Origin of the sequence: Staphylospora marina, from assembly GCF_003856495.1 — a bacterium.
GTDB lineage: Bacteria > Bacillota > Bacilli > Thermoactinomycetales > Thermoactinomycetaceae > Staphylospora > Staphylospora marina.
Map to the genome: position 1 here is coordinate 2,530,881 of NZ_CP034118.1, position 23,769 is coordinate 2,554,649.

At 57.9% G+C, this 23,769-nt stretch carries 21 protein-coding genes, 1 pseudogene and 1 riboswitch; of the genes and pseudogenes, 3 read left to right on the forward strand and 19 right to left on the reverse strand.

Annotation, left to right across the window (positions count from 1 at the left end):
- Positions 1–167: 167 nt before the first annotated feature.
- The 13 genes from hpf to EG886_RS12495 all read right to left on the reverse strand — a co-directional run bounded on the left by hpf (position 168) and on the right by EG886_RS12495 (position 13,157).
- Positions 168–719: a ribosome hibernation-promoting factor, HPF/YfiA family gene (gene hpf, locus EG886_RS12435; RefSeq protein ID WP_124728437.1), complete on the reverse strand. Its 552-nt coding sequence runs from the start codon at positions 717–719 to the stop codon at positions 168–170.
- Positions 720–884: 165 nt separating this feature from the next.
- Positions 885–1,091: a cold shock domain-containing protein gene (locus EG886_RS12440; RefSeq protein WP_124728438.1), complete on the reverse strand. Its 207-nt coding sequence runs from the start codon at positions 1,089–1,091 to the stop codon at positions 885–887.
- A gap of 279 nt (positions 1,092–1,370) precedes the next feature.
- Entirely contained in the window at positions 1,371–2,093 is a 723-nt protein-coding gene (locus EG886_RS12445) for an amino acid ABC transporter ATP-binding protein (RefSeq protein ID WP_124728785.1), read from the reverse strand.
- Positions 2,094–2,104: 11 nt separating this feature from the next.
- On the reverse strand, positions 2,105–2,797 hold the full coding sequence (locus EG886_RS12450; protein WP_124728439.1) for an amino acid ABC transporter permease: 693 nt from the start codon (positions 2,795–2,797) through the stop codon (positions 2,105–2,107).
- A 185-nt stretch (positions 2,798–2,982) separates the two neighbouring features.
- A complete protein-coding gene (locus EG886_RS12455) occupies positions 2,983–3,768 on the reverse strand; it encodes a basic amino acid ABC transporter substrate-binding protein (protein WP_124728440.1) in 786 nt (261 codons plus the stop codon).
- Between the two features lie 210 nt (positions 3,769–3,978).
- Positions 3,979–4,782 carry a basic amino acid ABC transporter substrate-binding protein gene (locus EG886_RS12460; protein ID WP_164491837.1) on the reverse strand — a complete coding sequence of 268 codons (804 nt, stop codon included), beginning with the start codon at positions 4,780–4,782 and terminating at the stop codon, positions 3,979–3,981.
- A 282-nt stretch (positions 4,783–5,064) separates the two neighbouring features.
- Positions 5,065–5,340, reverse strand: a complete 276-nt coding sequence (locus EG886_RS12465) for an HU family DNA-binding protein (protein WP_124728442.1) — start codon at positions 5,338–5,340, stop codon at positions 5,065–5,067.
- A 96-nt stretch (positions 5,341–5,436) separates the two neighbouring features.
- Positions 5,437–6,162, reverse strand: a complete 726-nt coding sequence (locus tag EG886_RS12470) for a ComFC family protein (protein WP_124728443.1) — start codon at positions 6,160–6,162, stop codon at positions 5,437–5,439.
- The gene (locus EG886_RS12475; RefSeq protein WP_124728444.1) at positions 6,159–7,820 is read right to left on the reverse strand and encodes a helicase-related protein; all 1,662 of its coding nucleotides are present in this window, start codon (positions 7,818–7,820) and stop codon (positions 6,159–6,161) included. Before EG886_RS12475 ends, EG886_RS12470 begins: the two co-directional genes overlap by 4 nt.
- A 61-nt stretch (positions 7,821–7,881) precedes the next feature.
- Positions 7,882–8,304, reverse strand: coding sequence for a glycosyltransferase family protein (locus EG886_RS12480; RefSeq protein WP_124728445.1), 423 nt, complete (start codon positions 8,302–8,304; stop codon positions 7,882–7,884).
- 105 nt (positions 8,305–8,409) lie between these two features.
- Entirely contained in the window at positions 8,410–9,144 is a 735-nt protein-coding gene (locus tag EG886_RS12485; protein WP_164491838.1) for a response regulator transcription factor, read from the reverse strand.
- 175 nt (positions 9,145–9,319) lie between these two features.
- Positions 9,320–10,519 (reverse strand): methionine adenosyltransferase, encoded by a 1,200-nt coding sequence (gene metK / locus EG886_RS12490; protein WP_124728447.1) that lies wholly within the window; start codon positions 10,517–10,519, stop codon positions 9,320–9,322.
- Positions 10,520–10,859: 340 nt separating this feature from the next.
- On the reverse strand, positions 10,860–13,157 hold the full coding sequence (locus EG886_RS12495; RefSeq protein ID WP_164491839.1) for a S8 family peptidase: 2,298 nt from the start codon (positions 13,155–13,157) through the stop codon (positions 10,860–10,862).
- Between the two features lie 645 nt (positions 13,158–13,802).
- Here EG886_RS12495 and EG886_RS12500 point away from each other — a divergent pair.
- Positions 13,803–14,888, forward strand: a complete 1,086-nt coding sequence (locus EG886_RS12500; RefSeq protein ID WP_124728449.1) for an LCP family protein — start codon at positions 13,803–13,805, stop codon at positions 14,886–14,888.
- 123 nt (positions 14,889–15,011) lie between these two features.
- Positions 15,012–15,650: a YigZ family protein gene (locus EG886_RS12505; protein WP_124728450.1), complete on the forward strand. Its 639-nt coding sequence runs from the start codon at positions 15,012–15,014 to the stop codon at positions 15,648–15,650.
- Positions 15,651–15,772: 122 nt separating this feature from the next.
- Here the strand turns inward: EG886_RS12505 and EG886_RS12510 are convergent, their stop codons facing one another.
- The 6 genes and pseudogenes from EG886_RS12510 to EG886_RS12535 form a co-directional block, all read right to left on the reverse strand.
- Complete coding sequence (locus EG886_RS12510) at positions 15,773–16,570, reverse strand: MetQ/NlpA family ABC transporter substrate-binding protein (RefSeq protein ID WP_124728451.1); 798 nt, start codon at positions 16,568–16,570, stop codon at positions 15,773–15,775.
- A gap of 17 nt (positions 16,571–16,587) precedes the next feature.
- Positions 16,588–17,187 carry a methionine ABC transporter permease gene (locus EG886_RS12515; protein ID WP_241154456.1) on the reverse strand — a complete coding sequence of 200 codons (600 nt, stop codon included), beginning with the start codon at positions 17,185–17,187 and terminating at the stop codon, positions 16,588–16,590.
- A gap of 49 nt (positions 17,188–17,236) precedes the next feature.
- A complete protein-coding gene (locus tag EG886_RS12520; RefSeq protein WP_124728453.1) occupies positions 17,237–18,169 on the reverse strand; it encodes a methionine ABC transporter ATP-binding protein in 933 nt (310 codons plus the stop codon).
- Positions 18,170–18,264: 95 nt separating this feature from the next.
- Positions 18,265–18,384: riboswitch (SAM riboswitch) on the reverse strand.
- Between the two features lie 846 nt (positions 18,385–19,230).
- The gene (locus EG886_RS12525) at positions 19,231–19,875 is read right to left on the reverse strand and encodes a sugar transferase (RefSeq protein ID WP_124728454.1); all 645 of its coding nucleotides are present in this window, start codon (positions 19,873–19,875) and stop codon (positions 19,231–19,233) included.
- Positions 19,876–20,267: 392 nt separating this feature from the next.
- Entirely contained in the window at positions 20,268–21,206 is a 939-nt protein-coding gene (locus EG886_RS12530) for an SDR family oxidoreductase (protein ID WP_124728455.1), read from the reverse strand.
- 94 nt (positions 21,207–21,300) lie between these two features.
- Positions 21,301–22,745 (reverse strand): annotated as a pseudogene (locus tag EG886_RS12535) (NAD-dependent succinate-semialdehyde dehydrogenase).
- A gap of 98 nt (positions 22,746–22,843) precedes the next feature.
- Here EG886_RS12535 and EG886_RS12540 point away from each other — a divergent pair.
- Positions 22,844–23,746 (forward strand): LCP family protein, encoded by a 903-nt coding sequence (locus tag EG886_RS12540; protein WP_164491841.1) that lies wholly within the window; start codon positions 22,844–22,846, stop codon positions 23,744–23,746.
- Positions 23,747–23,769: the final 23 nt, after the last annotated feature.

The following is a 23,769-nucleotide window of genomic DNA, read 5'->3' on the forward strand; positions in this document are numbered from 1 at the left end:
ATCCGTCCCGCACTTGGCGAAACGGATCTCGGATTTCCGGTCAAACTCCGGTCGGCGGTTTTCTCTCCGCCGGTCCGTTCCGGAACCGGCCGGTCACCGCGCGAGCCGGCGGGGATGTTCTCGGTGAATTTTTCGCCGCGTTTGACCGATGGGACGAATCATACGGTTCATTCGGGCTCAATCAGTCCGAATTTTCCGTCTCTTCGTTTGTAGATCACGTTGATCTGTTCGGTTGCGGCATTGGTGAACACAAAGAAATTGTGTCCCAGAAGCTCCATTTGCATCGCCGCTTCCTCCGCATCCATCGGTTTGAGGCTGAAGCGTTTGGTACGGACAATCTTGACGTCGCCTTCCTCATCATCCGCCGGATCCCGGAGACTGACCGCATCCGGGAACGACTCCCTGAACTGACGGAACGCATCCTGTCTGGGCTTTCGGTTGATGCGAGTTTTGTACTTGCGGATCTGCCGTTCCAACTTCTCCACAACCAGATCCACGGAAGCGTACATGTCCTCGCTGGACTCCTCGGCGCGGACCAACAGTCCCGGAGCGGGAATGGTCACTTCGACGCGATGTTGATCCTTGACCACGCTGAGAACCACGTTGGCTCGCGGTTTCTCACCGTCGAAGTACTTGCCCAGGCGCCCCAGCTTCTTGCGGGTATGCTCGCGGAGTGCATCTGTCACTTTCAGGTTGTTACCTCGGATGACATATCTCATGGCGACATCCTCCTTACGCTTTGTACACTATTTATTCCCCTGATTCAGACGAATTTCCTCTTGTTTTTTTTGAGAAATTTTTTGGAAATCAAAGGGAAGAACACGGACATCGCCAAATCAAAAAGTCCTCCGGACCAAAGTCCGGAGGACATGCATTTTCCGAAATCACTCAGCGTCAAGTTTGACCACGTTCGCGGCTTGCGGCCCGCGCGGACCCTCCACGATCTCAAACTCTACGCGTTGGCCTTCTTCCAGCGATTTGAAACCTTCCATTTGGATGGCGGAAAAATGGACGAACACGTCGCCGCCGTCCTCACGCTCGATGAAGCCGTAGCCTTTTTCCGCGCTGAACCACTTGACTTTGCCTTGCATGAAAAACAGTCCCTTCTTGAAACAGATATTTCGCGCGGCTTGCTCCGAAAGCGGAGCTTGTCGGGCAGACGGGACATCGGCCCGCAACCCGCAGGCTTTGCCAGAAGCCTGGTGGAGGAGGGTCCCGGAATCACTGGAAGAGTGTTCGAGCGCTCCTTCCTTGAGTTCCGGACACACGTCCCGCAAGGGGAGAGACGGAACCCAAAGCATAAGAATGAAAATTCTTACGCCACTCCACTATATCACTGGGAAACAGTGCATGTCAAGCGACGCGCGGGCTCACAGCACTTTGCTCAGGAAGGCTTTCAAGCGATCATGCTTGGGATTTCCAAATACTTCTTCGGGCGTCCCTTCTTCGATGATGCGACCCTGATCCATGAACAGAACGCGGTCGCCCACTTCGCGGGCAAAGCCCATTTCGTGGGTCACCACCACCATGGTCATGCCTTCCTTGGCCAGCTGTTTCATGACCTCAAGCACTTCTTTCACCATCTCCGGATCCAGTGCGGAGGTGGGTTCGTCAAACAGCATGAGTTTGGGTTCCATCGCCAGCGCCCGTGCGATCGCGACACGTTGTTTTTGTCCGCCGGACAGCTCTTCCGGCCAAGCGTTCGCCTTGTCTTTCAAGCCCACTTTTTCCAGGAGCTCCAGCGCTTTTTTCTCCGCCTGCTCTTTGGAAACCTTGCGGACATGGATCGGGCCGAGCGTGATGTTGTCCAACACTTTTTTGTGCGGAAACAGCTCAAATTGCTGAAACACCATGCCCACGTCGGTGCGCACTTTGTTGATGTCCGTGGCGGGATCGGTCAGATCGTGACCGTTGACGACCACCTTTCCGGAGCTGACCGCTTCCAGGAGATTGAGGCAGCGAAGAAACGTACTCTTGCCGGAACCGCTCGGTCCGATGACGCAGACCACTTCCCCTTCACGGATCTCGGCATCGATGTCTTTGAGCACATGGTGGGAACCGAACGATTTGTTCAGTTTCTCCACGTGAATCACAACGTTTCCGCTCATGCCGCTCCTCCTTTCCGGCTTCCGGTTTCAAAGCGTTTTTCCAGATGGAGCACGACCCGGGACAAAAGCAGGGTCAAAATCAGATACATCACGCCGGCCATCAGATACGGCGGAATCCGCTCGAAGGTGTTTTTGGCCGTGGTGAAGGCGGCGTACGTAATGTCATTGACGGCGATCATCGCCACCAGCGAAGAGTCTTTGAGCAGGGCGATGAATTCATTGCCCAGCGGAGGGAGCATCCGCTTGAACGCCTGGGGCAGGATCACCAGTTTCATGGCCTGGCCGTACGTCATGCCCAGCGAACGGGCCGCTTCCATCTGTCCCTTGTCGATCGACTGAATGCCTCCGCGGAAGATTTCCGCGATGTATGCGCCGGCGTTCAGCGAAAGCGCGACGAAGCTTGAGAACAGGGCGTCCGGAGGAACCATGCCCAACGATTCAAACAGGGTGGGCAACACGGCGAAGTGAATGGCGAGGATCTGCAAAAACAGGGGCGTTCCCCGGAACAGATCGACATAAGCTTTGGCCGGCCAGATCAGCCATTTTTTTCCGGAAATCCGCATCAGACCGAGCGTCAGCCCGATCAACAGTCCCACCAGCACGGCCACGACCGTCAACTGGATCGTGGTAAACAACCCTCGAATGAACAAATCCTTGTAATCAATGAGGACGGACCAGTCAAAACTCATGTTATCCACAACCTCCTTCTCCCGAAATGCATGACCGTCAAGTTGTGCACAATTTTATCCACATCATCCACAACCGGAACGCCAAAAATTCACACAGGTTTTTCACAAGTTATCCACAAGAACGGACATTCCCGTCATGGTGACGTTCTGACACGAAAGGGAGTGCCGGAGCACTCCCTTTTCCATCACTGCGCGGCGCCGAAATATTTGTCGTAAATTTTGTCGTAGGTGCCGTCTTCCTTGATTTTCTTCAGGCCCTCATTCAGCATTTCAAGCACTTTGGTGTTGCCTTTTTTCACCATGATGCCGTACTGTTCGGGCGCGATGGAGGTATCTTCCACCAGCTTGAATTTGTCGGAGCCCAGTTTTTTGATGTATTCGTTCACGACGGCATTGTCCACCACCACGGCATCCAGACGGCCCACTTGCAGGTCGTTGATCGCACCGGCGATATCGTCATACCCTTTGAGGCCCTGGTACGTTTTTCCGAATGCTTCCTGCACCACGGCTTCCCCGGTGGTGGCGGATTGCACGCCGATTTTCTTGCCGTTCAATTCTTTCAGGGATTGGACCGTGGAGTTGGTCGGGACGAGAATCAGCTGTTTTGCATCAAAATACGGCTCGGTGAAGTCGTATTTTTGCTTCCGCTCTTCGGTGATCGTGATGGCGGAAATGGCGGCATCCAGCTTGCCGCGGTCGATGCCTTCAAACAGCGGGTCCCAGCCCACGTGCTGCAGCTGCACTTCAAACCCGCCGGCGTTGGCCACCGCGTTCAGGATCTCCACGTCAAAACCGGTGATTTCACCGTTGCCTTCCTGTTTTTCGAACGGCGGGAACTGCGCGTCCGTTCCCACTTTCAGAACGGTTTTGCCGCCTTCGCCGGTTTGCTCCTTGCCCGCATCGCCACAGCCGGCGAGCACCGAGAAGGACAACAGCAGGGCGAAAAGCACGAGTCCGATTCGTTTCATCATTGAAGTGCTCCTCCTTTTCCTGAAACCGGAACCGAACGTGAAGCCGGTCACCCGGGCATGATCTTCGTGAATCACGGTTCATATTATAAAACTTTCCTGCATGAACATGCAATTGGAATAGTTTTCTATAAAATCCGTATTATCACCCATCTTTATTCCGTCCGACGGACGCAAAAGGGGCAACCCGGTTCCGGTCGAACGTTCCACTTGTCATTCAAGAGGAACGGAAGACTCAATCGCCGAGAAATATTCCAGGAAGATCTGGTCATAAATTCCGTCTTTCCGGACTTTGTCGAGACCGTCGTCAATCATTTTCAAGAGTTCCGTGTTCCCTTTTTTGACCATGATGCCGTACTGTTCGGACGGAAACGAAGGATCTTCCACAACCTTGAACTGTTCATCCCCGAGTTGCTTCAACCAATACAGGATCAGCCCCCGGTCGGCAAGCACCGCGTCGATGCGTCCGGCCTTCAAATCCTTGATTCCTTCACCGACATCCTTGTATTTCCGGATCCCCGGATCGTTTTTCCCAAGACGTTCCTCGGCCAGTTCTTCCCCGGTCGTGCCGGAAGCAACGCCCACTTTCTTGCCTTTCACGTCCTTGAATGACTTGATCGGTGAATGGGCCGGTACGAGAATCATTTGGGTCGCTTCGAAATAAGGAGCGGAAAAATCGAAATCCTTCTTTCGTTCTTCCGTGATGGAAATGGCGGAAATGGCCGCGTCGATTTCTCCCGACTTCAGCTTTTCAAACATCGGATCCCAGCCGGTATGAATGATTTGAACATCCTGTCCCGTCTCCGAAGCAATCGCTTTCATCAGATCGATGTCAAACCCGCTGAGCTGATCGGAGGAATCTTTCATCTCGAACGGGGGAAATTGGGCGTCGGTCCCGACTTTGATCGTGACGGCTTTTTTCTCCCCGCCGCTGACGGCCCCGCCTCCGCACCCTGTCAACATCAACACCAATCCCACAATCGCCAGGAACCACCTGCATGATTTCAGCCTCAGCAAATCCCTTCTCTCCTTGTCAAGGTTTGGAAAAAACGTTTCGAGAGTAAAAATAGTTTCGAAAAGTGAAATAACAACTTTTTGTCTCATTATAAAACAAGCCCTGACACAAATTCAATTCACATTTTCGACAAGAACAAAGCCCCTGTCCCGCATGATTCGGGAAAGGGGCTGTCAGCCAACTTTTCATTCCGAAATTTTCCTTTCAATTTGTCGGGATCCCGCAGGATGATCGAATGATTCCGTGTCGACCGTCACCGCGGGCGGACCCGTTTCCCCGCAAAATCAGCCGTTGACCAGCTCTTTGAGCTGTTTGCCGGGCTTGAAGACGGGGGTTTTGCTTGCCTCGATGTGAATTTCTTCGCCGGTCTGCGGGTTGCGCCCCTTCCGGGCGGCACGATCGCGGACCTCGAAGTTTCCGAATCCGATCAACGTCACTTTTTCACCGTTTTTGAGCGCTTCGGAGATGGACGAAAGAACGGCCTCCACCACCGCTCCGGCTTCTTTCTTGGTCTTTCCCGTGCTTTCGGCCACCCGATCGATCAGTTCCGCCTTGTTCATGTTTCACAACTCTCCTTGTCGGTTTGATAGGTTGGAAGAGAATTCCTATTCCCTTGTGTTGCCTCATTCGCCGGATTCTATACCAATTGAAACCATCTATCTCGCAAACGTCACCGCAAGAATCGGGCCGGCGCCGGCCCTTCTGAGCGGTTCCGCACATTCCCTGAGCGTGGTTCCGGTCGTGTACACGTCATCCACCAGCAAGATGGTCTTGCCGCCAAGATCTTTCTTGACAAATCCGGGAGCCAATCGAAAAGCTCCCCGCAAGGAAACCAGCCGTTCCCTCCGGCTTCCGAGGGCCTGGGATGCGGTCGGCCGCCCGCGCTCCAAAACCCGCGCCATGGGAATGCCGGTTTTTTCACTGATCACCCGGCCCAGCAATTCGGACTGGTTGAATCCCCTCTCCCTCAATCTGTCCGGATGAAGGGGAACCGCCGTCAGCCGGTCAATGTTCAAATGCCCGTAGTGTTTCCGAACCACCTCCGCCATCCACTCGCCCATGAAACCGGCCAGGCTCTCTTTTCCCCGATATTTGAGTGTCCGGATCCACTCCCCGGCTTCGCCGTCGTAACGAACGGCACTGCGACAGGGAACGCGCTCCGATGCATCCACCCGGAGACAATCCCCGCACAGGGGGAAATCCCCCGGTTCCCGCATCCGTCCGCAAGACTCGCACAATTCCCCTTCGATCGGCAGGATCCCTTGCCGGCAACCGGCACAAATCCGACGAACGGCGGGATCCCACGGATGCGCCCGGACCGGTCGTTCACAGATCGGGCAGCCCGCCGGCGGAGCAAACAGTTTGAACCACCACTCTGTCAATGTTTATACGTCCTTTCCTCCGCAATTCCTTCTTCCCGGGCCCTGTCATTCAGCCTGCGGATCTCATTTCGGGCAAGAACCTGGCTTCGGGTGGACTCTTCTCCCAAAAAGACGACGGTTCCCGCCCGGTATTCCGGCGACCTTCCCACCCTTCCGGCCATCTGCACCAATGCCTCTCGTCCGAACACGGGATGATCCGCACCGATCACCATCACGTGGGCACGCGGGACGGTCACCCCCCTTTCCAAAATGGTGGTGGTGACCAACAGCCTCAAGGATCCTTCCCGGAACTTGGCGATTTTTTCATCCCGGCCGCGGTCCCGGGAAAACACTCCTCCGGCAGACAGTCCCCAGTCCGGCTCATGCTCCTTGAGCCACCTCAGCATCGCCGGAACATCTTCCACGACCGGAACGAACAAAAAAGCCTGTCCGTCCGTGTGTTCCACTTCCCTCAACCACGCGGAAAGCGGGGGAACGGGCCGAAGATCATGAATGCGTCTTCTCAGCCCCCGGAACCTCACCAATTTGGGTTCCGGGAGGGGAAGTCCGTGATAGCGGACCGGAAGTTCCACGACGGACAATCGCCCCTGCCTCGCCAGACTCTTCCATCCCGCCGGAGGTGTCGCCGTGAGCAAAATGAGCGGAGCTCCGGGACGAAGCGAACGAAGCACGCTCGCTTCCAGCGCCTCGTTTCCGTAGAGGGGGAACGCGTCCGCTTCGTCGGCCACCGCCAGATCGAACTTTCCGGCAAAGCGCAAGGTCTGATGAGCCGTGGCCACGAACAGGGAACCGTCCAGACGCCATTCCCCGGTGCCTCCGCAAAGCGCCCTCACTTCCGTCCCGGGAAAGACCGCCCGAAAACGGGGGGCCAGCTCCGTCACCACGTCTTTGCGCGGAGTGACCCAAAGCACCTGCCGACCTTCCCGGAGCATCCGCAAGATGAGCGGCATGAGCGTTTCCGTCTTCCCCGCTCCCGTGACCGCGTGAAACAGAATTCGCCGCTGCCCGCCTTCCACCAGTTCTTCCAATCGGGAGGCCGCTCCCGCCTGCGCGGGAGTCAGCGGCGGCCCCGAAAAGGCGGCGGAAACGGCCACCGCCGGATGAGCCCGGTGAACGGCAAATTCGAACAGGGGCAGGCAGCTTCGGGCCCGCCCCAACAGAAGACACTCCTCACACAGAAGACACCTGTCCCCGCACCATGCACAGAAACTTTCCACGATCCGTGTCCGTGACCCGCAACGCCGGCAAAGCGCCGTTCCGTCCGGACCTTTGGTCACCGCGGGCTCCATTCGGCACATTCCCTCCAGGATCATCCATTGCAACACGCGGCGAACCGTTCGCTTCGGCACATCCCGGCTCCCCGTCGCCAGCACGGCTTTCAATTCTTCCGGAAGCAGGCGGCGTCCAGCCAACAGGGCGCTCCAATCCTCCGCCAGCTCCCGGATCCCGAAAAGGTCGATCCCGTCCGCATCGGGGGGCTCTCCTCCCTCCGGGGCCGACGGATCTTCCGCAGCCCGGCGAAAAGCGGATTCCGCGGAGCGTACGCTTCCCACGATCCATATCCGTTTGCCCTGCTCTTTCCACCACAGCCCGTCCGTTTCCGGAGCAAGGCTCACCCGAAGCCCGGGCTTTCCCGCGACTTTCACCCACGAAAACATGCCGACGCCCTCCCGAAAAAAAATGGCCGGGCGTCCCCGGGTGGGGCCCGGTGCCCGACTTTCACGCTGGATGCCGCTCGTTTTCCCTGTCCGCTTCCGGTTCCCGAAGATCCAGGACAATCAGTTTCTCCCGGTTCTGATCCTGGTTCTGCAGCCATTCATGGATGGCGTCTTCACCGTCCACGGGCCCGAAGCGAATCACTTCGAGTTCCGGATATCGCTGTTTCAGCCGCTCCAAAATCAACAGCGTGTCATCCGTGGAACCGGTATCGATGCAAGTCATGGCCCCCTTCTTTCCCTTGGCTCCGTTCCAAAAGTGGTATGACCGGATCATCCATTCAATCGAATGCTGGCTGTTCCGGGTCAGGATCACCAAGTGGACGGCCTTGTTGTGGTACGATTCACCGATCCACACGGAGAGCTTCTTGATCAGCCAAAACAGGCCGATGCAGAGCAGCGCACTCCACACGATCCACATTTCCATGTGTCGCCCTCCTTCAGGGGGTGTTCCGCCCCGGGGACCTTCCTCCGCCGGAAGGAAGGCACGGTCCGAACGGCGGAGAGAAACCGATGATTCCGGAAAAACCCGTCAAAGCAGCCGGACCCAACCGTACCGGATGGCCGCCAGCACCGCTTGTGTCCGGTCCTGGACATTCAGTTTGTACAAAATGTTGCTCACATGGTTTTTGACGGTTTTTTCGCTGATATATAAATGTTCGCTGATCGCGCGATTGTTCTTCCCTTGTGACATCAGCCTCAACACTTCCATCTCCCGGGCGGTGAGCACTTCCTGCCACGGAACGGCGCGCGATTCGGTATGGAGATGGTGCATGGCCCCCTCCATCCGGCTCAACCGCCGAAATTCTCCCAACAGCCGGACCATCGCGATCGGGTGAATATAGACTCCACCCCGGGCAATCACCTTCACGGCTTCGACAATCGATTCGATTCCCATGTTTTTGAGCAAGTATCCGGTTGCTCCGGAACGAATCGCCTCGATCGCGCAAGGATCGTCACCATCGGAGATCACCAGGACTTTCGTCTGCGGGGCCGTCTGGCACAGTCTGAACGTGGCTTCCGCTCCGTCCACACGGGGAAGATGGAGGTTGAGGACGGCCACATGAGGAGCCAATGAAGAACACAGAAGCGGTACATCCTGTCCGTCACAACACTCTCCCACCAAAGCTAGACCTTTCTCTTCCGCCAGCGCGTCGCGGAGCAGTCCGCGAAATCCCGCATCACTGTCCGCCACGAGCACCCGGATTGTCTCGCCGGAAGGCGAGTCACCGGTGACGGCATTCGCTTGCGCCGATCTGCCGGTCAAGGGGTTCACCCCTTTCTCGCAATATTCACCCATATTTAAATTTTACCACGAAGATCGACCCATTGAAACCGATTTTGCCTTGTCTGCCGCCCTTTTTGCCCTGACAATCAAAAAGCCCCCGCCGCGCTCATCGCGCAGACGGAGGCTTTTTTGCACTTGTCGGACCGGAGCCGGTTCACAGTCCGGCATCGGCTCTGAGGATTTCCGCTTTGTCCGTGCGTTCCCACGGCAGATCGATGTCGGTGCGTCCGAAGTGTCCGTATGCGGCGGTTTGCCGGTAGATCGGACGGCGCAGGTCCAGGGCACGGATGATGCCGGCGGGACGCAGGTCGAAGTGTTTTTTCACCAGTTCCACCAGCTTGTCTTCGTTCACTTTGCCGGTACCGAACGTCTCGACGCGGATGGAGACCGGACGGGCCACTCCGATGGCGTAAGCCAGCTGCACTTCGCATTTGTCGGCAAGACCGGCGGCCACGATGTTCTTGGCGACGTAACGGGCGGCATATGCGGCGGAGCGGTCCACCTTGGTCGGGTCTTTTCCGGAGAAGGCACCGCCGCCGTGACGGGCGTAACCGCCGTACGTGTCAACAATGATCTTGCGGCCGGTGAGTCCGGCATCCCCTTGCGGACCGCCGATCACGAAACGGCCGGTCGGGTTGATGAAGTACTTGGTGTTTTCATCCAGCATGTCGGCCGGCACCACCGGGAGAACCACATGTTCCATGACGTCCTTCTTGATTTGCTCCAAGGTGGCGTCTTCGGAATGCTGGGTGGAAACGACGACGGTGTCGATCCGCACCGGTTTGTCTCCCTCGTATTCGACCGTCACTTGGGTTTTTCCGTCGGGACGCAGATAACCGATGGTACCGTTCACCCGCACTTCATGCAGACGGCGGGCCAGCTTGTGCGCCAAGGAAATCGGCAGCGGCATCAACTCGGGGGTCTCGTTGCACGCGAATCCGAACATGAGCCCCTGGTCGCCGGCTCCGATGGCCTCGATTTCTTCTTCGGTCATTTGACCTTCCCGTTTCTCCAGGGCCACATCCACGCCCATGGCGATATCCGGCGATTGCTCGTCAATGGAAGTGAGCACGGCGCACGTTTCGGCGTCGAAACCGTATTTGGCACGGGTATATCCGATTTCGGCAATGGTCTGGCGAACGATTTTCGGAATGTCCACATAGCAGCTGGTGGAGATTTCTCCGGCCACCAGCACCAGACCGGTGGTCACCGACGTCTCGCAAGCCACACGGGCGTTGGGGTCCTTGGCCAGGATGGCGTCCAGGATGGCGTCGGAAATTTGGTCACAAATTTTGTCGGGGTGACCCACCGTCACCGATTCGGAAGTAAACAGGCTGCGTTTGTTTTCTGCCAATTTGATTCTCCCCCTCGTCTTTCACAGAGTGGCTTCGGGCAAATAAAAAACCCTTTCCTTCGAGGAAAGGTCAGACTGCCCCCAAGTTTCGCCCGACGCCCTCCCCGCATGGCGGACGACCGCGGGAAGTTCGCCGGCGTGGAAAGGGTTCACCCCTTTCCTTCGAGGAAAGGCGGCGGTTTTTTGAAGGACCGGGCCCTCGAGACTGACGGAGCCGGAAGACCGGTCGGTTCCTTGTCGCTTTCTTTGAACCTCGCGGCTTTCGGACATTGTTCTTTCTTCAATCAACATATAGAATAACCCAACGCCCTGTTAAATACAACTGCCCTTTGCATGAAACCTATTGCGTTCGACTTGGCAACTTTTTCACCTTCGAATGAAGGAGATACCATCCGCTCACATGGCTTTGCATCCGGATCCGCAAATACCATCGACCGGGCGGAAGCACGCGGGTCCAAGTGCGCCACTTTCCCGGTGTCAACTCCCCGCTTCCCGAGTCCCGGACGCGAAGCCCGGAATCGTGGAGAGTCCACTCCACATGCAACCGATGTTCGGACGAAAACAGGCTCCACTCCACCGTGGAGTGCTCAGTCAGTTCCACCACTCCCCAATTCCGGTCAGCGCCCGGATCCACCCGAACGCGCCACCGACTTCCGTCTTTCAACGTTCGGGCGGCGGATGGCATCTCCCGGCCCGCGAAACCCTCTCCTTCCCCTTCCCGCCGTCGCAAAAAGATCCGGTAGGGTTCGTCTCCGGAGGCACTCCCGTAGTCCGTCACCCTGAATATCAGCTCTTCCGGATCGGATGCGGAGATGGAGATCTGTTCCGCCTCTCCTTCGTTGCCCCGGTCCACTTTCCCGCCGGGGATGTTTTTGCCGGGCAACAGGGTGATCACCGGGTCAAACCGCGGAGACAGCGGGCGGACTTCCAGATCGAAACGACCGTTTTCCGGAATGCGAACCCGGTACCAATCTTCATCACCGGCCCGGTGCAGGGTCGCTTCCCAAGCGGCGTTTCCGGTCGTCGCGGGCAGATTCCCTGCTTGCCACGGGGCCTCGTTGGGCTCAAACGGATCGGGCAATAAAGCATATTCCGCCGACAAACGGTACGCCACCGACTTCCTGTTCTCCCGTGCGGAAAGTCCGATCCGCACCGAACCGGCGGGAACGGTGAGCCGCACGGGCCCGTCAGTCGCCGCTTCCGTCCGTTTCCCGTCCGGGAGAAGCGCCGTGAGGCGGAACTTTGCGTCACCGCCCGTCACCTTCAGCGTCAGGGTTCCGGGATGCCTGAAGGAAAAACGGTACCAATCGCTGTCTCCCGGTTCCAGCCACCCTTGCAATTCGTGCGCCGTGGAAACGGGAAAGGCTTCCTGCGGACGGTCATTGGGCTCATAAAGGTCCGGCTTCAATTCTTCCTTCAAAGCCCGTGCGGCATTCACCACTCCGAACCCCGTCCGTTCATCCCAACGGTCTTCTCCGTTCGGCCGGTCCGCGGTCTGGCAAAGCAGCCGTCGCAATTCGGCCGGTTTCAACGTGGGCTTCGTTTGCCAGACCATGGCCGCCACACCCGCCACCTGGGGAGCCGCGTAGGACGTGCCGGAATCCATGTCGATGTCTCGAAAGAGACCGGCCGTCTGGATCCACTCCCCCGGAGCCGCCAGATCAAGGCCGGGGCCCGCGTTGGACGAAGGCTCATGCGTTCCGTCCATCCGAACGGAGCCGACGGAAAGCACTTCCCCGATGGCGGCGGGGACATAGAGCGGCCGGTGATAGACGATGTTTCCGTCCGTTCCGTAGACGGCGTTTCCCGCCGCAGCCACGACCAACACGCCGGCGGCTTCCGCCTCCCGGACCGCTTCCGCCATCAATTCCGACCAAGTCCAGCTCCCCTGCGCAAGGACGATGATGTTCGCCCCCCGCCTCACCGCCTCGCGCATTCCTTCCACGGTGTGGTAAATCTCTCCGTCATCTCCGTTTTCCATCACTTTCACCGGCATGATCCTGCCGATCTCCTCCGCTTTTTGTCCGGAGAACGCCCCCCAAACGGCGGCGATCACACCGGCAACGCCCGTTCCGTGCCCCATTTCGTCCATGGGGGGTTCCTTCTTGTTCCTCACGTTGATTCCCGGAACCAACAAAGGCTTCAGCACCGGATGGTCGAGGTTCACCCCGGTGTCCACCACCGCCACGATCACCGGCCGCGGAAGGCCGCGGGGATGTCTCTGCGTTTCCGCCAGGCGCCATGCCTCTTCCGCCCGGATCCGCTTCAGATAATAAAACGGTTCGGGATGCGGGGAGAGGGAATCCCCGCTCACCTCCCCGAGACGGTGCGGAAAATTGGGATGCATGTAACGGGCCCGGGGACTCCATTTCTCCACGAACCGTTCCGTTTCCGTCCCGCTTCTCGGGCGCACCAGCATCACTTCGGAGCCGTCTTGCATCGTGTGGCGCCGAATCACTTCGGCTTCCCGGATGATTTCGGGATCGGCCCGACCGTTCCACCGAATGACCCACTCCTCGCTCGTTTCCGCTTCCTCCGACGATCCCGCCACCCATGCCCGGTCGATTCCCGCGCCGGGCAGTGACAGCGTGAGCATCACCGCCGCCAACACGCACGAGCACCACCTTTTCCCGAACATCCGCATCCCGCCTTGACCTTGAATCTTTCTTTACGGGCCGCCCCGATCGGCCGATGTCTGTTCCGCCGAATCTCCGTGGTTCCCGGCCGAAACGCGGCGAGGACGTGACGGTGAACGGGAAATGCTCCAGGAGAGGATCGGAGGAGGATTGGCTGCCTCGGTCGGCCCGCCCCGGTGAGCAGCCGGAAAAAACGTGGACAAGAGATTTACCCGAACAGATTTCGAGGAACGGGCGGGCGCATCCTTCCCGGACTCCCGTCACCGGCCACCGCTTCGAATATCCTCTTGAAAACATTGGAAAACTCATGGAAAGCCTCTTTGGATGTTCATGTCGGAAAAACGGAAATCAGGGCGGAGGAAAGTGCGGAAAACCTGATGAACCAATGTAAACGAAGGATCTGTTCAAGTCATTCGTTCAACAACTCTTCGACATTATTCCTTGATCTTTTGGAAGGTTTCATAAAATCGCCGGAAATGAATTGTGGAAACAAGCATTTTTTTCCGATAGAATAACAGGTAGCTTCAATCAGAATCGGGCAATTGTCCATGTTTGCATCAAAGTCTTTTTTGTTTTTCCCTGACCTCTTCTGACAACAACGACAAGCCAACGGGACTTATCCATGTCGAAAAAGCGGGGAATACAAGATGATCGAGAGAGTGGACCAAAGCCGGATCGACCGGGTCAGAAAAAAACGGAAAAAAAAGTGGACCATCCGGGTTGTTTCAATGGTTCTGGTGACCCTGCTGGGGATCGGCCTTTATTTCGGTGCGCAGATCTGGGGAGCCTTCGCGGACAGCAAGACGGAATTGTCCAAGTCCAAGCTGCGCGGCGAACAGGAAGTGAAGATCAAGGAGGATCCCTTCACGGTTCTGTTCATCGGCACCGACCAGCGAAAAGCCAATTCGGACGACTGGCGAAGCGACGTGCTGATGGTGGTGGCGGTCAACCCCAAAACCAACTCGGCGAAGGTGATCAGCATCCCGCGGGATTCATACGTGAAAATCGCCTGTACGAAGCGGACAAAGGACAAGATCACCCACTCCTCCATCTGGGGTCACAGAACGGGCTACGGGCCGGTGGAGTGCATCCGGGAAACCGTGGAAAACTTCCTCCACATCCCGATCGACTATTACGCCCGGATCAACTTCAAAGGATTTGAAGACATCGTCGACGCGCTCGGCGGCGTGGACGTGGTGGTTGAAAAAGAATTCAAGCAGGCCATGATCGGCGGAAAAATTGCCCATTTCACGCCGGGACCCCAGCACCTGAGCGGTCCGGAAGCGCTCGCTTACGTCCGCTGCCGGAAAGGTAACGCTTGCGGCAACGACTTCGGCCGCAACCAGCGCCAACGGGAAGTGGTCTCCCAGTTGATCGACAAAATCGTCAGCCTGGACGGCGTGACCAAATTCGGCGAAATCACCAAAGCACTGGGCAAAAACTTCGAATACAGCTTCGACCTGACGGAAATGCCCAGCCTGATGGCCGTATACAAGAACATTCCCAAACAAAACATCGAAACGTTGCAAGGCGAGTATTATGACATGAAAGTCGGATCCAGTTTGGTGATCGGGTGGAGGCAGGAATCCCTCGAGCAGGTGCGGGCGGCCTTGCAGCAACAATTGCAATTCACTCCCAAACAGCCGTTGCCGGCCGACGATCACGGCCAACCGGGCCAGGAAACCGGAGAGTCATTGGATGACGGATCCGGCGGCATCGAAGACGGCGAGTGACGCACCTGATGAAATTGGAAAACAGGCCCGAAGCGGCGGTTCCCGTGCCGGTGACCGCCGCTTTTCCTTTTGCCTTTCCCTTTCGCCCGCAGTAACATGGATATGAAAGGAAGGGACGCTTGCATGCCGGATTCTTATCTCACCATCGGATCTTACGGGGAAACGGAATTGATCATCCAAAAATCGCGCTTCCTCTGCCGGGCGAAGCGGGTGGAAACCGAAGAAGAAGCCGTCCGGTTCGTGGAAGAGATCAGCAAAAAACACTGGGACGCCACGCACAATTGTTATGCCTGGCTGATCCATGAATCACAGATGAAATCCTCCGACGACGGAGAGCCTGCCGGTACCGCGGGCCGCCCGATGCTGGAGGTTCTCCAGGCCAAAAAGCTGGTGAAAACGGCGGTGGTGGTCACCCGCTATTTCGGGGGAATCAAGCTGGGGGCGGGCGGCCTCGTGCGCGCTTACAGCCAGGGGGCCGCCGCGGCCGTCGAAGCGGCCGGGATCGTCCGGCGTCAGTTGCATCGTCAGGTGATCATCACCTTTGATTATCCGTTCATGGGAAAACTGGAGCATCATCTGCAACGAACGGGATATGTGCTGGACGCTCCACGGTTCAGCGAAGTCGTCCGTTGGCCGGTCTGGGTGCCCGCGGGAGAGGAAGGGGAGCTCACGGCTCAGGTCACCCAATGGACGAACGGACAGGCCCGTTTCGAATCCGGCCCCGAAGAATACCGGGACGTACCGATCGGAGAATCGCGGTAAGACGGCGCGGACGTCGGGGCCGCGACAAACAAAAAAATGGCCGGCGCATGGGTTTGCGTCCGGCACACGGTTTTGACCGGCTCCTCCCGGGAGGAGCCGTTTCCGTTTTGAAGAGGCCTTGGTCAGAATGCGGGAACGACCGCGCCTTTGTACTTCTCTTCAATGAACTTCTTCGTTTCGTCAGAGTTGAGGGCCTCGGCCAGCTTTTTCAGGGCGGGGTCGTTTTCTTTCCCCTGTTTGGTGGCCAGCACGTTCACGTACGGGGAATCTTTGTCCTCGATGAACAGAGCGTCGCTCATCGGGTTGAGTTTGGCCTGCAGGGCATAGTTGGTGTTGATCACGGCCAGGTCGACTTCCCCGAGCACCCGCGGCAGCGTGGCGGCTTCCAACAGTTTGAACTGCAGGTTTTTCGGATTTTCCTTGATGTTTTGCAGCGTTTTGTTGCCATCCCGGTTGTCCAGTTTGATCAGTCCGTTTTTGTCCAGAAGCAGAAGGACGCGGGTGATCTCGCTGGTGCCGTTGGGCAGGGCCACGACGGCGCCGTTTTTCAGCTCGCTGACGTTTTTGATTTTGGAGGAGTAAGCCCCCATCGGCTCAAGGTGAACGCCGGTCACTTTGACCAGATGCCACCCCTGTTCCTTGTTGCTCGCTTCCATCCAGGGAATATGCTGGAAGTAGTTGGCGTCCAGCTGCCCTTCTTCCACCGTTTTGTTCGGCAGGACGTAGTCCTGGAACACTTTCACTTCCAATTGAACGCCCTCTTTTTCCAGCTTCGGCTTCACGAACTCGAGAATTTCGGCATGGGGAACGGCCGATGCCCCCACCTTGATCACTTTGCCGGCTTCCTCATCCGCTTTGCCGCAAGCCGTACCGGCGAACACCATCACAACGGCCAACAGGCCCAAAAACCACTTTTTCATCCCGGAAAACCCCCTTTTTAACGTTTGTCGATGCGACGGGAGATCCAATCTCCCGCTCCTTGCACGATTTGCACCAGCACCAACAGGAGCAGGGCGCAGACATACAGCATGGCATCGTTGAACGATTGGAAGCCGAACCGGTAGGCGGCGTCTCCCAATCCGCCTCCTCCCACGATTCCCGCCATCGCCGAATACCCGATCAGGGCAACGCAGGTGACGGTGAGCCCGGAAACGAGTGCCGGCATGGCTTCCGGCAGGAGCACTTTGCGCACGATCGTCATCCGGGTGGCTCCCATCGCTTCGGCCGCTTCGATCACACCCCGGTCAATTTCCCGGATCGCCGTTTCCACCATCCGGGCGTAAAAGGGTGCCGCTCCCGCGATCAGAGGAATCGTGGCGGCCGTCGGTCCCAGCGTGGTTCCCGTGAGCCACTTGGCCAGGGGAAAGAGGAGAAGTACGAGCACGATGAACGGCATCGCCCGAAACACGTTGACGATCATTCCCAACAGGCGATTCAGCCACCGATTCTCCAGGAAGTACCCTTTGTCGGTCACCACCAGCAACACGCCGAGCGGGATCCCGAGAAGCGCCGAAAACAGGGTGGAGATTCCCACCATCCATGCCGTCTCCCCGGTCGCCAGGAGTATCTGCTCCAGATCCAGGTCCTCAAACACGGGAACACTCCTCCTTTCCGGATTCCTCAAGCTGCAAGCGGTCTTCTCCGTCCAGAATGCGGATCGCCACTTCATCCGTGTCCGGACGGATGTCCCCTTCCACGCGGAACGTGACTCCCCGCTCCTTGAGGCGCGTCAATTCCGCGAGCGCAACCCGGGTGAGCGTCCCCTCACCGGAGGATTCCCGGTTTCCGTTTTCTTCGCTTGTCTCGAGGAAGCGGCGGGTCAACGGATGGGACGGACGCTTGAAAATGTCGCGGACCGATCCGGTCTCCACCACCCGTCCGGCTTCCATCACGGCCATCCGGTTGCAGATCGCCCGCACGACGCTCATTTCGTGGGTGATCAACATCATGGTGATGCCCGTATCCGCATGAATCTCCTTCAGAAGCGCCAGAATGGAGGCCGTCGTTTCCGGATCCAGCGCCGAGGTGGCCTCGTCGCAGAGCAACACTTTCGGGCGGTTGGCCAACGCCCGGGCAATTCCCACCCGCTGTTTTTGTCCTCCGCTCAATTGGGACGGCCAGCTGTTCGCCTTGTCGGCCAGCCCCACCCGCTCCAGCAGCTCATCGGTCCTTTGGCGGATTTCCTTCGGAGAAAGCCCGGCGATTTCCAGCGGAAACGCAACGTTCTCACGCACCGTCCGCGACCAAAGCAGATGAAAATGCTGAAAAATGATGCCGATTTGCGCACGGGCTTTCCTCAATTCGGCCGGACTCAAGCGCGGAATTTCCAGTCCGTCCACCATGACGCTTCCGGACGTGGGGGTTTCCAGTCCGTTGACCAGCCGGAGCAACGTGCTTTTCCCCGCGCCGCTCACTCCGATCACACCGAAAATGTCTCCCCGTTCAACGGTCAGCGTCACATCTTGAAGTGCGGCGACTCCACCCGGATATACTTTCGATACGTCCCTGAACTCAATCACGCCGTTCTCACCTCCCTGTCAGCCAACAAAAAAACCCTTCTCTGCCCGCACACAGAGAAGGATTGGTTTCGTCCGCATTCAGACGTCGCCGGTCCTTCTCATCTGTCAGGGCCGTTACCCTGCAGGAATTGGCACCTTTCCGAAGCGATCACCAAACCTCCGGATGGTTGCCGAGGGATCATCGGGCCTGTTCCCTTCCCCTCTCTGGATGAGAAAGCCTGTCGGCCGATATAACTTTCAAGTTACTGACAAATAACTTACCACAGACCCCAACATCCGTCAATGACCCTTTGAAATTTCAGGAAAAATGTCATCCATTCCAAGATTCCGAAAAAAAGAACCGGAATTTCCGCCAACATCTCGTCCCCGCGGAACCGACCCGATGGATTCCAACTCCTGAAACGGCTTCAACCCTTTTCACGGGAATCACCCCCATCCCCCATCCTGGTCTTGCGGATTCCCGGCCACCGGAAGACATGTACCCGGTGCCTGCGTGGCGTATGGTCATGCAATCGTGCCGCATCCACCCTGCCGATGCCGTCAGCATCACGGATTCAGCGGCTTTTCACCATCAGGGCCACCGTTTCCGGGATCTTTCAAGGGAGGTGCCCCTGTTGAAAGCAGTCCTTCCGGTATATAGCCCCACCAGCATTTCACAGCCGGTTTTTCGTTGTCAAGAAGCGCGCATGTCCGGAGGAAAGCCTTGAATTGCAGGGATTTTTCAATATTACCCGCACATTACATTTGGCTTACAATCCGTCGATTTCGCGCTGAATGAACGGCGATTGGCATATAATAACGGTAAATCCCGCAGGAGGTGTTCGGCCATGGAGTGCTGCACCGTGAGCAAGCATTTTTGGTTCGGCGTGTTCAATGCTTCAATGATGAGTATTCCGCTGTGGGCCTTGCTTTATTGGTGTGTGCGCTTGGTCTTTTGACCCGGCCGGACGAACCGTTGACAGGGAAGATCTGATCTTTGAGATCGCCAATTCGTTGAACACTCACCGGAAAACGGTTTTTCAAAGAAAAAACGGGTGGCCTTTCCGAAAGGCGACCCGTTTTCATCTTGCACCGTTTCCGGAGATGACCACCCACGCGGTGCGGAACAAAATTTCCATATCCAATTTGAGCGATTGATTGCGAATGTAATACAGGTCCATCTCCAGCTTCTCGGCCGGAGTGGCTTCGTATCCCCCGTTGACCTGTGCCCAGCCGGTCAGTCCGGGTTTGACTTTGAGCCGATTTTTGAAGCCCGGGATTTCCTTGTCGAATTGCTCGGTGAACATCGGACGCTCGGGCCGCGGACCGATCAGACTCATGTCCCCGCGCAAAATGTTGATGAGCTGGGGCAGTTCGTCAATGCGCGTCTTCCGGATGAATTTGCCCACCCGGGTGACCCTGGGGTCGTTCTTGGCCGCCCACTGCGGTCCGTTCTTTTCGGCGTCGGTGCGCATGGAGCGAAGTTTGATGATGTTGAACACTTTTCCGTTGAGTCCGACCCGCTCCTGCTTGTAGAACACGGGGCCGGGCGATTCCAGTTTGATGGCGATCGCCACCAGCACGAGCACCGGCAAGGTGAAGATCAGCAAAGCGACGGAGAAGATGACCTCCAACACCCGTTTGACCACGGGGTAGACCGATGACGTATTCAATCCTTCTCCCTGAAGGAGATGCGAGCTGCCGTGATATGCCGTCTTGGAACGCATCGCCAACCACTCCTGCTGTTTTTTGTGATCTCCCCGCTGACTGTTCCGATCCCGGGCGATCTTGTATGTAAAGCCAAAATGACAGAAACATTACAGCTATATTTCACATCCATTACGATTCCCAGTATACTTCACTTCATGCGCCATGGCAAGTGATCATTTGTCATAAAAAAACGACAATGCCGGGAACACGGTCCTTCCCGGGTGACGGAAAAACGGAAGCCGGAGCCTCTCCCCGCTCGTGTCGCGCGGCAGCGAACAAGGCTCTCGCGGGGAAAAGCTTCCGGCATCACGCGGTCCGGATCGACGCGTTTTCCGCATGACCGCACTCGGGTCCGGCACGCGGCCTTTCCGAAGATCCACGGGAGCGTCTCGCGTTCGGTGCGAACCGTTTACCGGTCAGTGTCCATTGTACGATACTGCTCCCTGTAATATTCAACGGTTTTGCGAAGGCCTTCTTCCAGGGACACCTTCGGTTCCCAGCCGAGAACGCGGCGTGCCTTGGAAATGTCAAACACGCTGTGCCTGATGTCGCCGGGACGCTCGGGACCGTACACGGCCTCGACGTCCTGTCCGGTGATCTCCCGGAACAGGCGCAGCACTTCATTGAGCGAAGACTGACGGCCCGTGCCGATGTTGAGGATTTCCCCGTCCCCGGCCTCCAGAGCCGCGAGGTTGGCCCGTGCGACGTCTTCCACGTAGATGTAGTCCCGGGTTTGTTCCCCGTCACCGTGGATGGTCATCGGCAACCCCCGCAGCACCCGGTCGACGAAAATGGAAATCACGCCGCCTTCCCCGCGGGGATCCTGGCGAATGCCGTATACGTTGGCATAGCGCAGAGCGGTGAAAGAGATTCCGTACAGATGCCGGTAGACGTTCAGATAATGCTCGACCGTGTATTTGGACACCCCGTATCCGGACAGCGGCCTGACCGGATGACGTTCATCCAGGGGAAGGGTTTCCGGATTCCCGTAGACGGCCGCCGAGGAAGCATACACCACCTTGCGCACGCCGACGTTCCGGCAGGCTTCCAGCAGATTGATCGTTCCCAGGATATTGACGGAAGCGTCGAAGGCCGGATCTTCCACGGACGTGTTCACATGGATTTGCGCCGCTTGATGGATGACAAATTCCGGCTTTTCTTTCTCAAACACTTCCCGAAGCTCCGGACGGGTCAGATCCGTGCGATAAAAAACCGCGTCGGGATGAATCTGTTCTTCCTTGCCCGTGGAGATGTTGTCCACCACGACCACCCGATGGCCTTCGGCAATCAGGCGGTCGACGATATGCGAACCGATGAATCCGGCACCGCCGGTTACCAATACGTTCATCACCACTGCTCCTCTCCACTCATCTGGTTGGACGGAAGATCCCGGCTTCGCGTCCGGAACTTCCTCCCGTGTCCTGTCGGCGCAATCGGACCGTTTACGGTCGGTCGATGCTTGCCAATGAAATGTATTTGGTCTCCAGGAATTCTCCGATTCCTTCCCGTCCGCCCTCGCGGCCGATTCCGCTTTCTTTCATGCCGCCGAACGGGGCCTGGACGGTGGAGGGAAGTCCGTCATTGATGCCGACGATGCCGAATTCCAGAGCCTCGGATATCCGAACGGCCCGCGCCAGATCCCGGGTATATACGTAAGCCGCCAGACCGTAGTGCGTGGAGTTGGCCAATCGCACCGCTTCCCGTTCGTCCTGGAACGCGATGACGGGAGCCACGGGGCCGAAGGTTTCTTCCCGGTGGATCTGCATGTCCGGCGTCACTCCCGCCAGCACCGTCGGGGCGTAAAAGTTCGGTCCCAACTCCGGAAGACGGTGACCGCCGCACACCACGCGTGCCCCTTTGGAGAGGGCATCCGCCACATGCCGCTCCACCTTGGCCACGGCGGAGCCGTCGATCAGCGGTCCGATCTCGGTTCCTTCTTGCAGCCCGTTTCCGACCCGGAGGCGTTTCACCCGTTCGACCAGGAGGCTGACAAACTTGTCCAGCACGCTTTCGTGAACGTACAGGCGATTGGCACAGATGCAGGTCTGTCCCGCGTTGCGGAATTTGCTCAGGACGGCTTGCTCCACGGCGTGCGGCAGGTCGGCGTCTTCAAACACCAGAAGCGGTGCCTGCCCCCCAGTTCGAGGCTGATCCGTTTCACGGTGGCGGCCGCCTTGCGCATGATTTCCTTGCCCACTTCGGTGGAGCCCGTGAAGGTCACTTTGCGCACACGGGGGTCGGACAGCAGAACCTCTCCGATGGCCCGCGGATCGGAACCGGTCACCAGGTTGATCACCCCGTCCGGTATCCCCGCCTCCCGGAAAATGTCCATCAACAGGCATGCGGTCAGCGGAGTTTGTTCGGCCGGTTTGACAATCACCGTGCAGCCGGCGGCCAAAGCGGGAGCGATTTTGCGGGTGATCATCGCCGCGGGGAAATTCCAGGGCGTGATCGCGACGGTGACTCCGACGGGCTGCCGGATCACCAGAATCCGTTTGCCGGGATGGGATGCCGGAACCGTCTCTCCGTAAATCCGCTCGGCTTCCCCCGCATACCAGAGCAGGAACTCGGCCGCGTACCGGACCTCCCCGCGGGCCTCGGCCAGCGGTTTTCCCTGCTCCAGCGTCATCACTTCCGCCAGTTCGTCTTCCCTTTCCAGCATCCGTTCCCAAGCCTTCCTCAATACATCGGCACGGGCGCGGGCGGTCTTCGCCGACCAGGCCGGGAATGCGGCATGCGCCGCTTCCACCGCTTTTTCCACATCTTCCGAAGCCGCGTCCGCCGCCGTTCCCACCTGCTCCCCCGTGGCGGGATTCCTCACTCCGAACGTCCGTCCTTGGGCGGCATCCACCCATCGACCGCCGATCCACAGGCGTCCCGTTCTCATGACTGTCATCTCCCTCCCGTCCGCGGAATTGTCAACCAATATATGGAAAATGTATAATGCTCATGAAAGGCCGTCTCCGGCATGTGGAGGTGCATCGGTTGAAAAAATTTTTTTTGCTGGCGGTGACATGCTGTGCAGGACTGTTCCTGTACGGACTGCTTACATTCTGGACCGCGGCCCGGAACGTGTACGAACCCGGGCTCTCGGGAAGCACTTCCCGGTTCGGGGAAATCAGCGCCGACAAAGACCCGGTGATGTTGCTTTTGCTCGGCGTGGACAAACGGTCCGGGGACGTCGGGCGGGCCGATTCCATCACCGTGGCCGCCATTCATCCGGGCCGAAAGAACGTGCTGCTGGTCAATTTCCCGCGGGATTTGATCGTCCCGATTCCCGGAAGAAGCATGCCGGACAAAATCAATCACAGCTTCGCGTACGGGGGCTCCCGATTGACCCGTCTCACGGTGGAGGCCTGGACGGGACTCCCCGTTGACGGAGTCGTGCGCGTCGACATGGACGGTCTGTCCCGGGTGGTGGATGCGCTCGGCGGGGTGGACGTGGAGGTGCCGTTTGATTTCACGTTTGAAGGCATCCGCTTCCGCAAGGGGACCATGCATTTGTCCGGCCGGGAAGCGCTGGCCTTTGCCCGCATGAGAAAAGAGGATCCCCGCGGAGACTACGGGCGCATCAAGCGGCAACAGGCCGTGATGCTCGGCATCGTCAAGCGCCTGTCCGACTGGTCCTCGCTTTCCCGCTTGGACGACGTGGCGAAGCAAGCCGGAGAACACCTGAAAACGGACATCCCTCCGATGGATTGGATCCGGCTCAAACAGGGGCTGTCCGGCATCGACGCCTCCGCCGTCCAAACGGACAGCGTTCGCGCCAATTCGGTCAAACTGCGGGGCATCTGGTATCTCGCCGCTTCCGACAAAGAGAAAAACCGGATTCGCTCGCTCTTGGAAGAAGCCACCGAACGCCGGGCGAGCGCAAACGCCTCCCGCTGAGCATCCCTCCGCTTTTCAGGCCT

Excerpts from the sequence above, each read along its gene's own strand:
- EG886_RS12440 (WP_124728438.1), bottom strand. The coding sequence starts at position 1,091 with ATGCAAGGCAAAGTCAAGTGGTTCAGCGCGGAAAAAGGCTACGGCTTC.
- EG886_RS12495 (WP_164491839.1), bottom strand. The coding sequence starts at position 13,157 with ATGTTCGGGAAAAGGTGGTGCTCGTGCGTGTTGGCGGCGGTGATGCTC.
- EG886_RS12465 (WP_124728442.1), bottom strand. The coding sequence starts at position 5,340 with ATGAACAAGGCGGAACTGATCGATCGGGTGGCCGAAAGCACGGGAAAG.
- EG886_RS12475 (WP_124728444.1), bottom strand. The coding sequence starts at position 7,820 with ATGTTTTCGTGGGTGAAAGTCGCGGGAAAGCCCGGGCTTCGGGTGAGC.
- hpf (WP_124728437.1), bottom strand. The coding sequence starts at position 719 with ATGAGATATGTCATCCGAGGTAACAACCTGAAAGTGACAGATGCACTC.
- EG886_RS12480 (WP_124728445.1), bottom strand. The coding sequence starts at position 8,304 with ATGGAAATGTGGATCGTGTGGAGTGCGCTGCTCTGCATCGGCCTGTTT.
- EG886_RS12505 (WP_124728450.1), top strand. The coding sequence starts at position 15,012 with ATGCCGGATTCTTATCTCACCATCGGATCTTACGGGGAAACGGAATTG.
- EG886_RS12500 (WP_124728449.1), top strand. The coding sequence starts at position 13,803 with ATGATCGAGAGAGTGGACCAAAGCCGGATCGACCGGGTCAGAAAAAAA.
- EG886_RS12525 (WP_124728454.1), bottom strand. The coding sequence starts at position 19,875 with ATGCGTTCCAAGACGGCATATCACGGCAGCTCGCATCTCCTTCAGGGA.
- EG886_RS12450 (WP_124728439.1), bottom strand. The coding sequence starts at position 2,797 with ATGAGTTTTGACTGGTCCGTCCTCATTGATTACAAGGATTTGTTCATT.
- EG886_RS12455 (WP_124728440.1), bottom strand. The coding sequence starts at position 3,768 with ATGATGAAACGAATCGGACTCGTGCTTTTCGCCCTGCTGTTGTCCTTC.
- EG886_RS12515 (WP_241154456.1), bottom strand. The coding sequence starts at position 17,187 with ATGGTGGGAATCTCCACCCTGTTTTCGGCGCTTCTCGGGATCCCGCTC.
- EG886_RS12530 (WP_124728455.1), bottom strand. The coding sequence starts at position 21,206 with ATGAACGTATTGGTAACCGGCGGTGCCGGATTCATCGGTTCGCATATC.
- EG886_RS12510 (WP_124728451.1), bottom strand. The coding sequence starts at position 16,570 with ATGAAAAAGTGGTTTTTGGGCCTGTTGGCCGTTGTGATGGTGTTCGCC.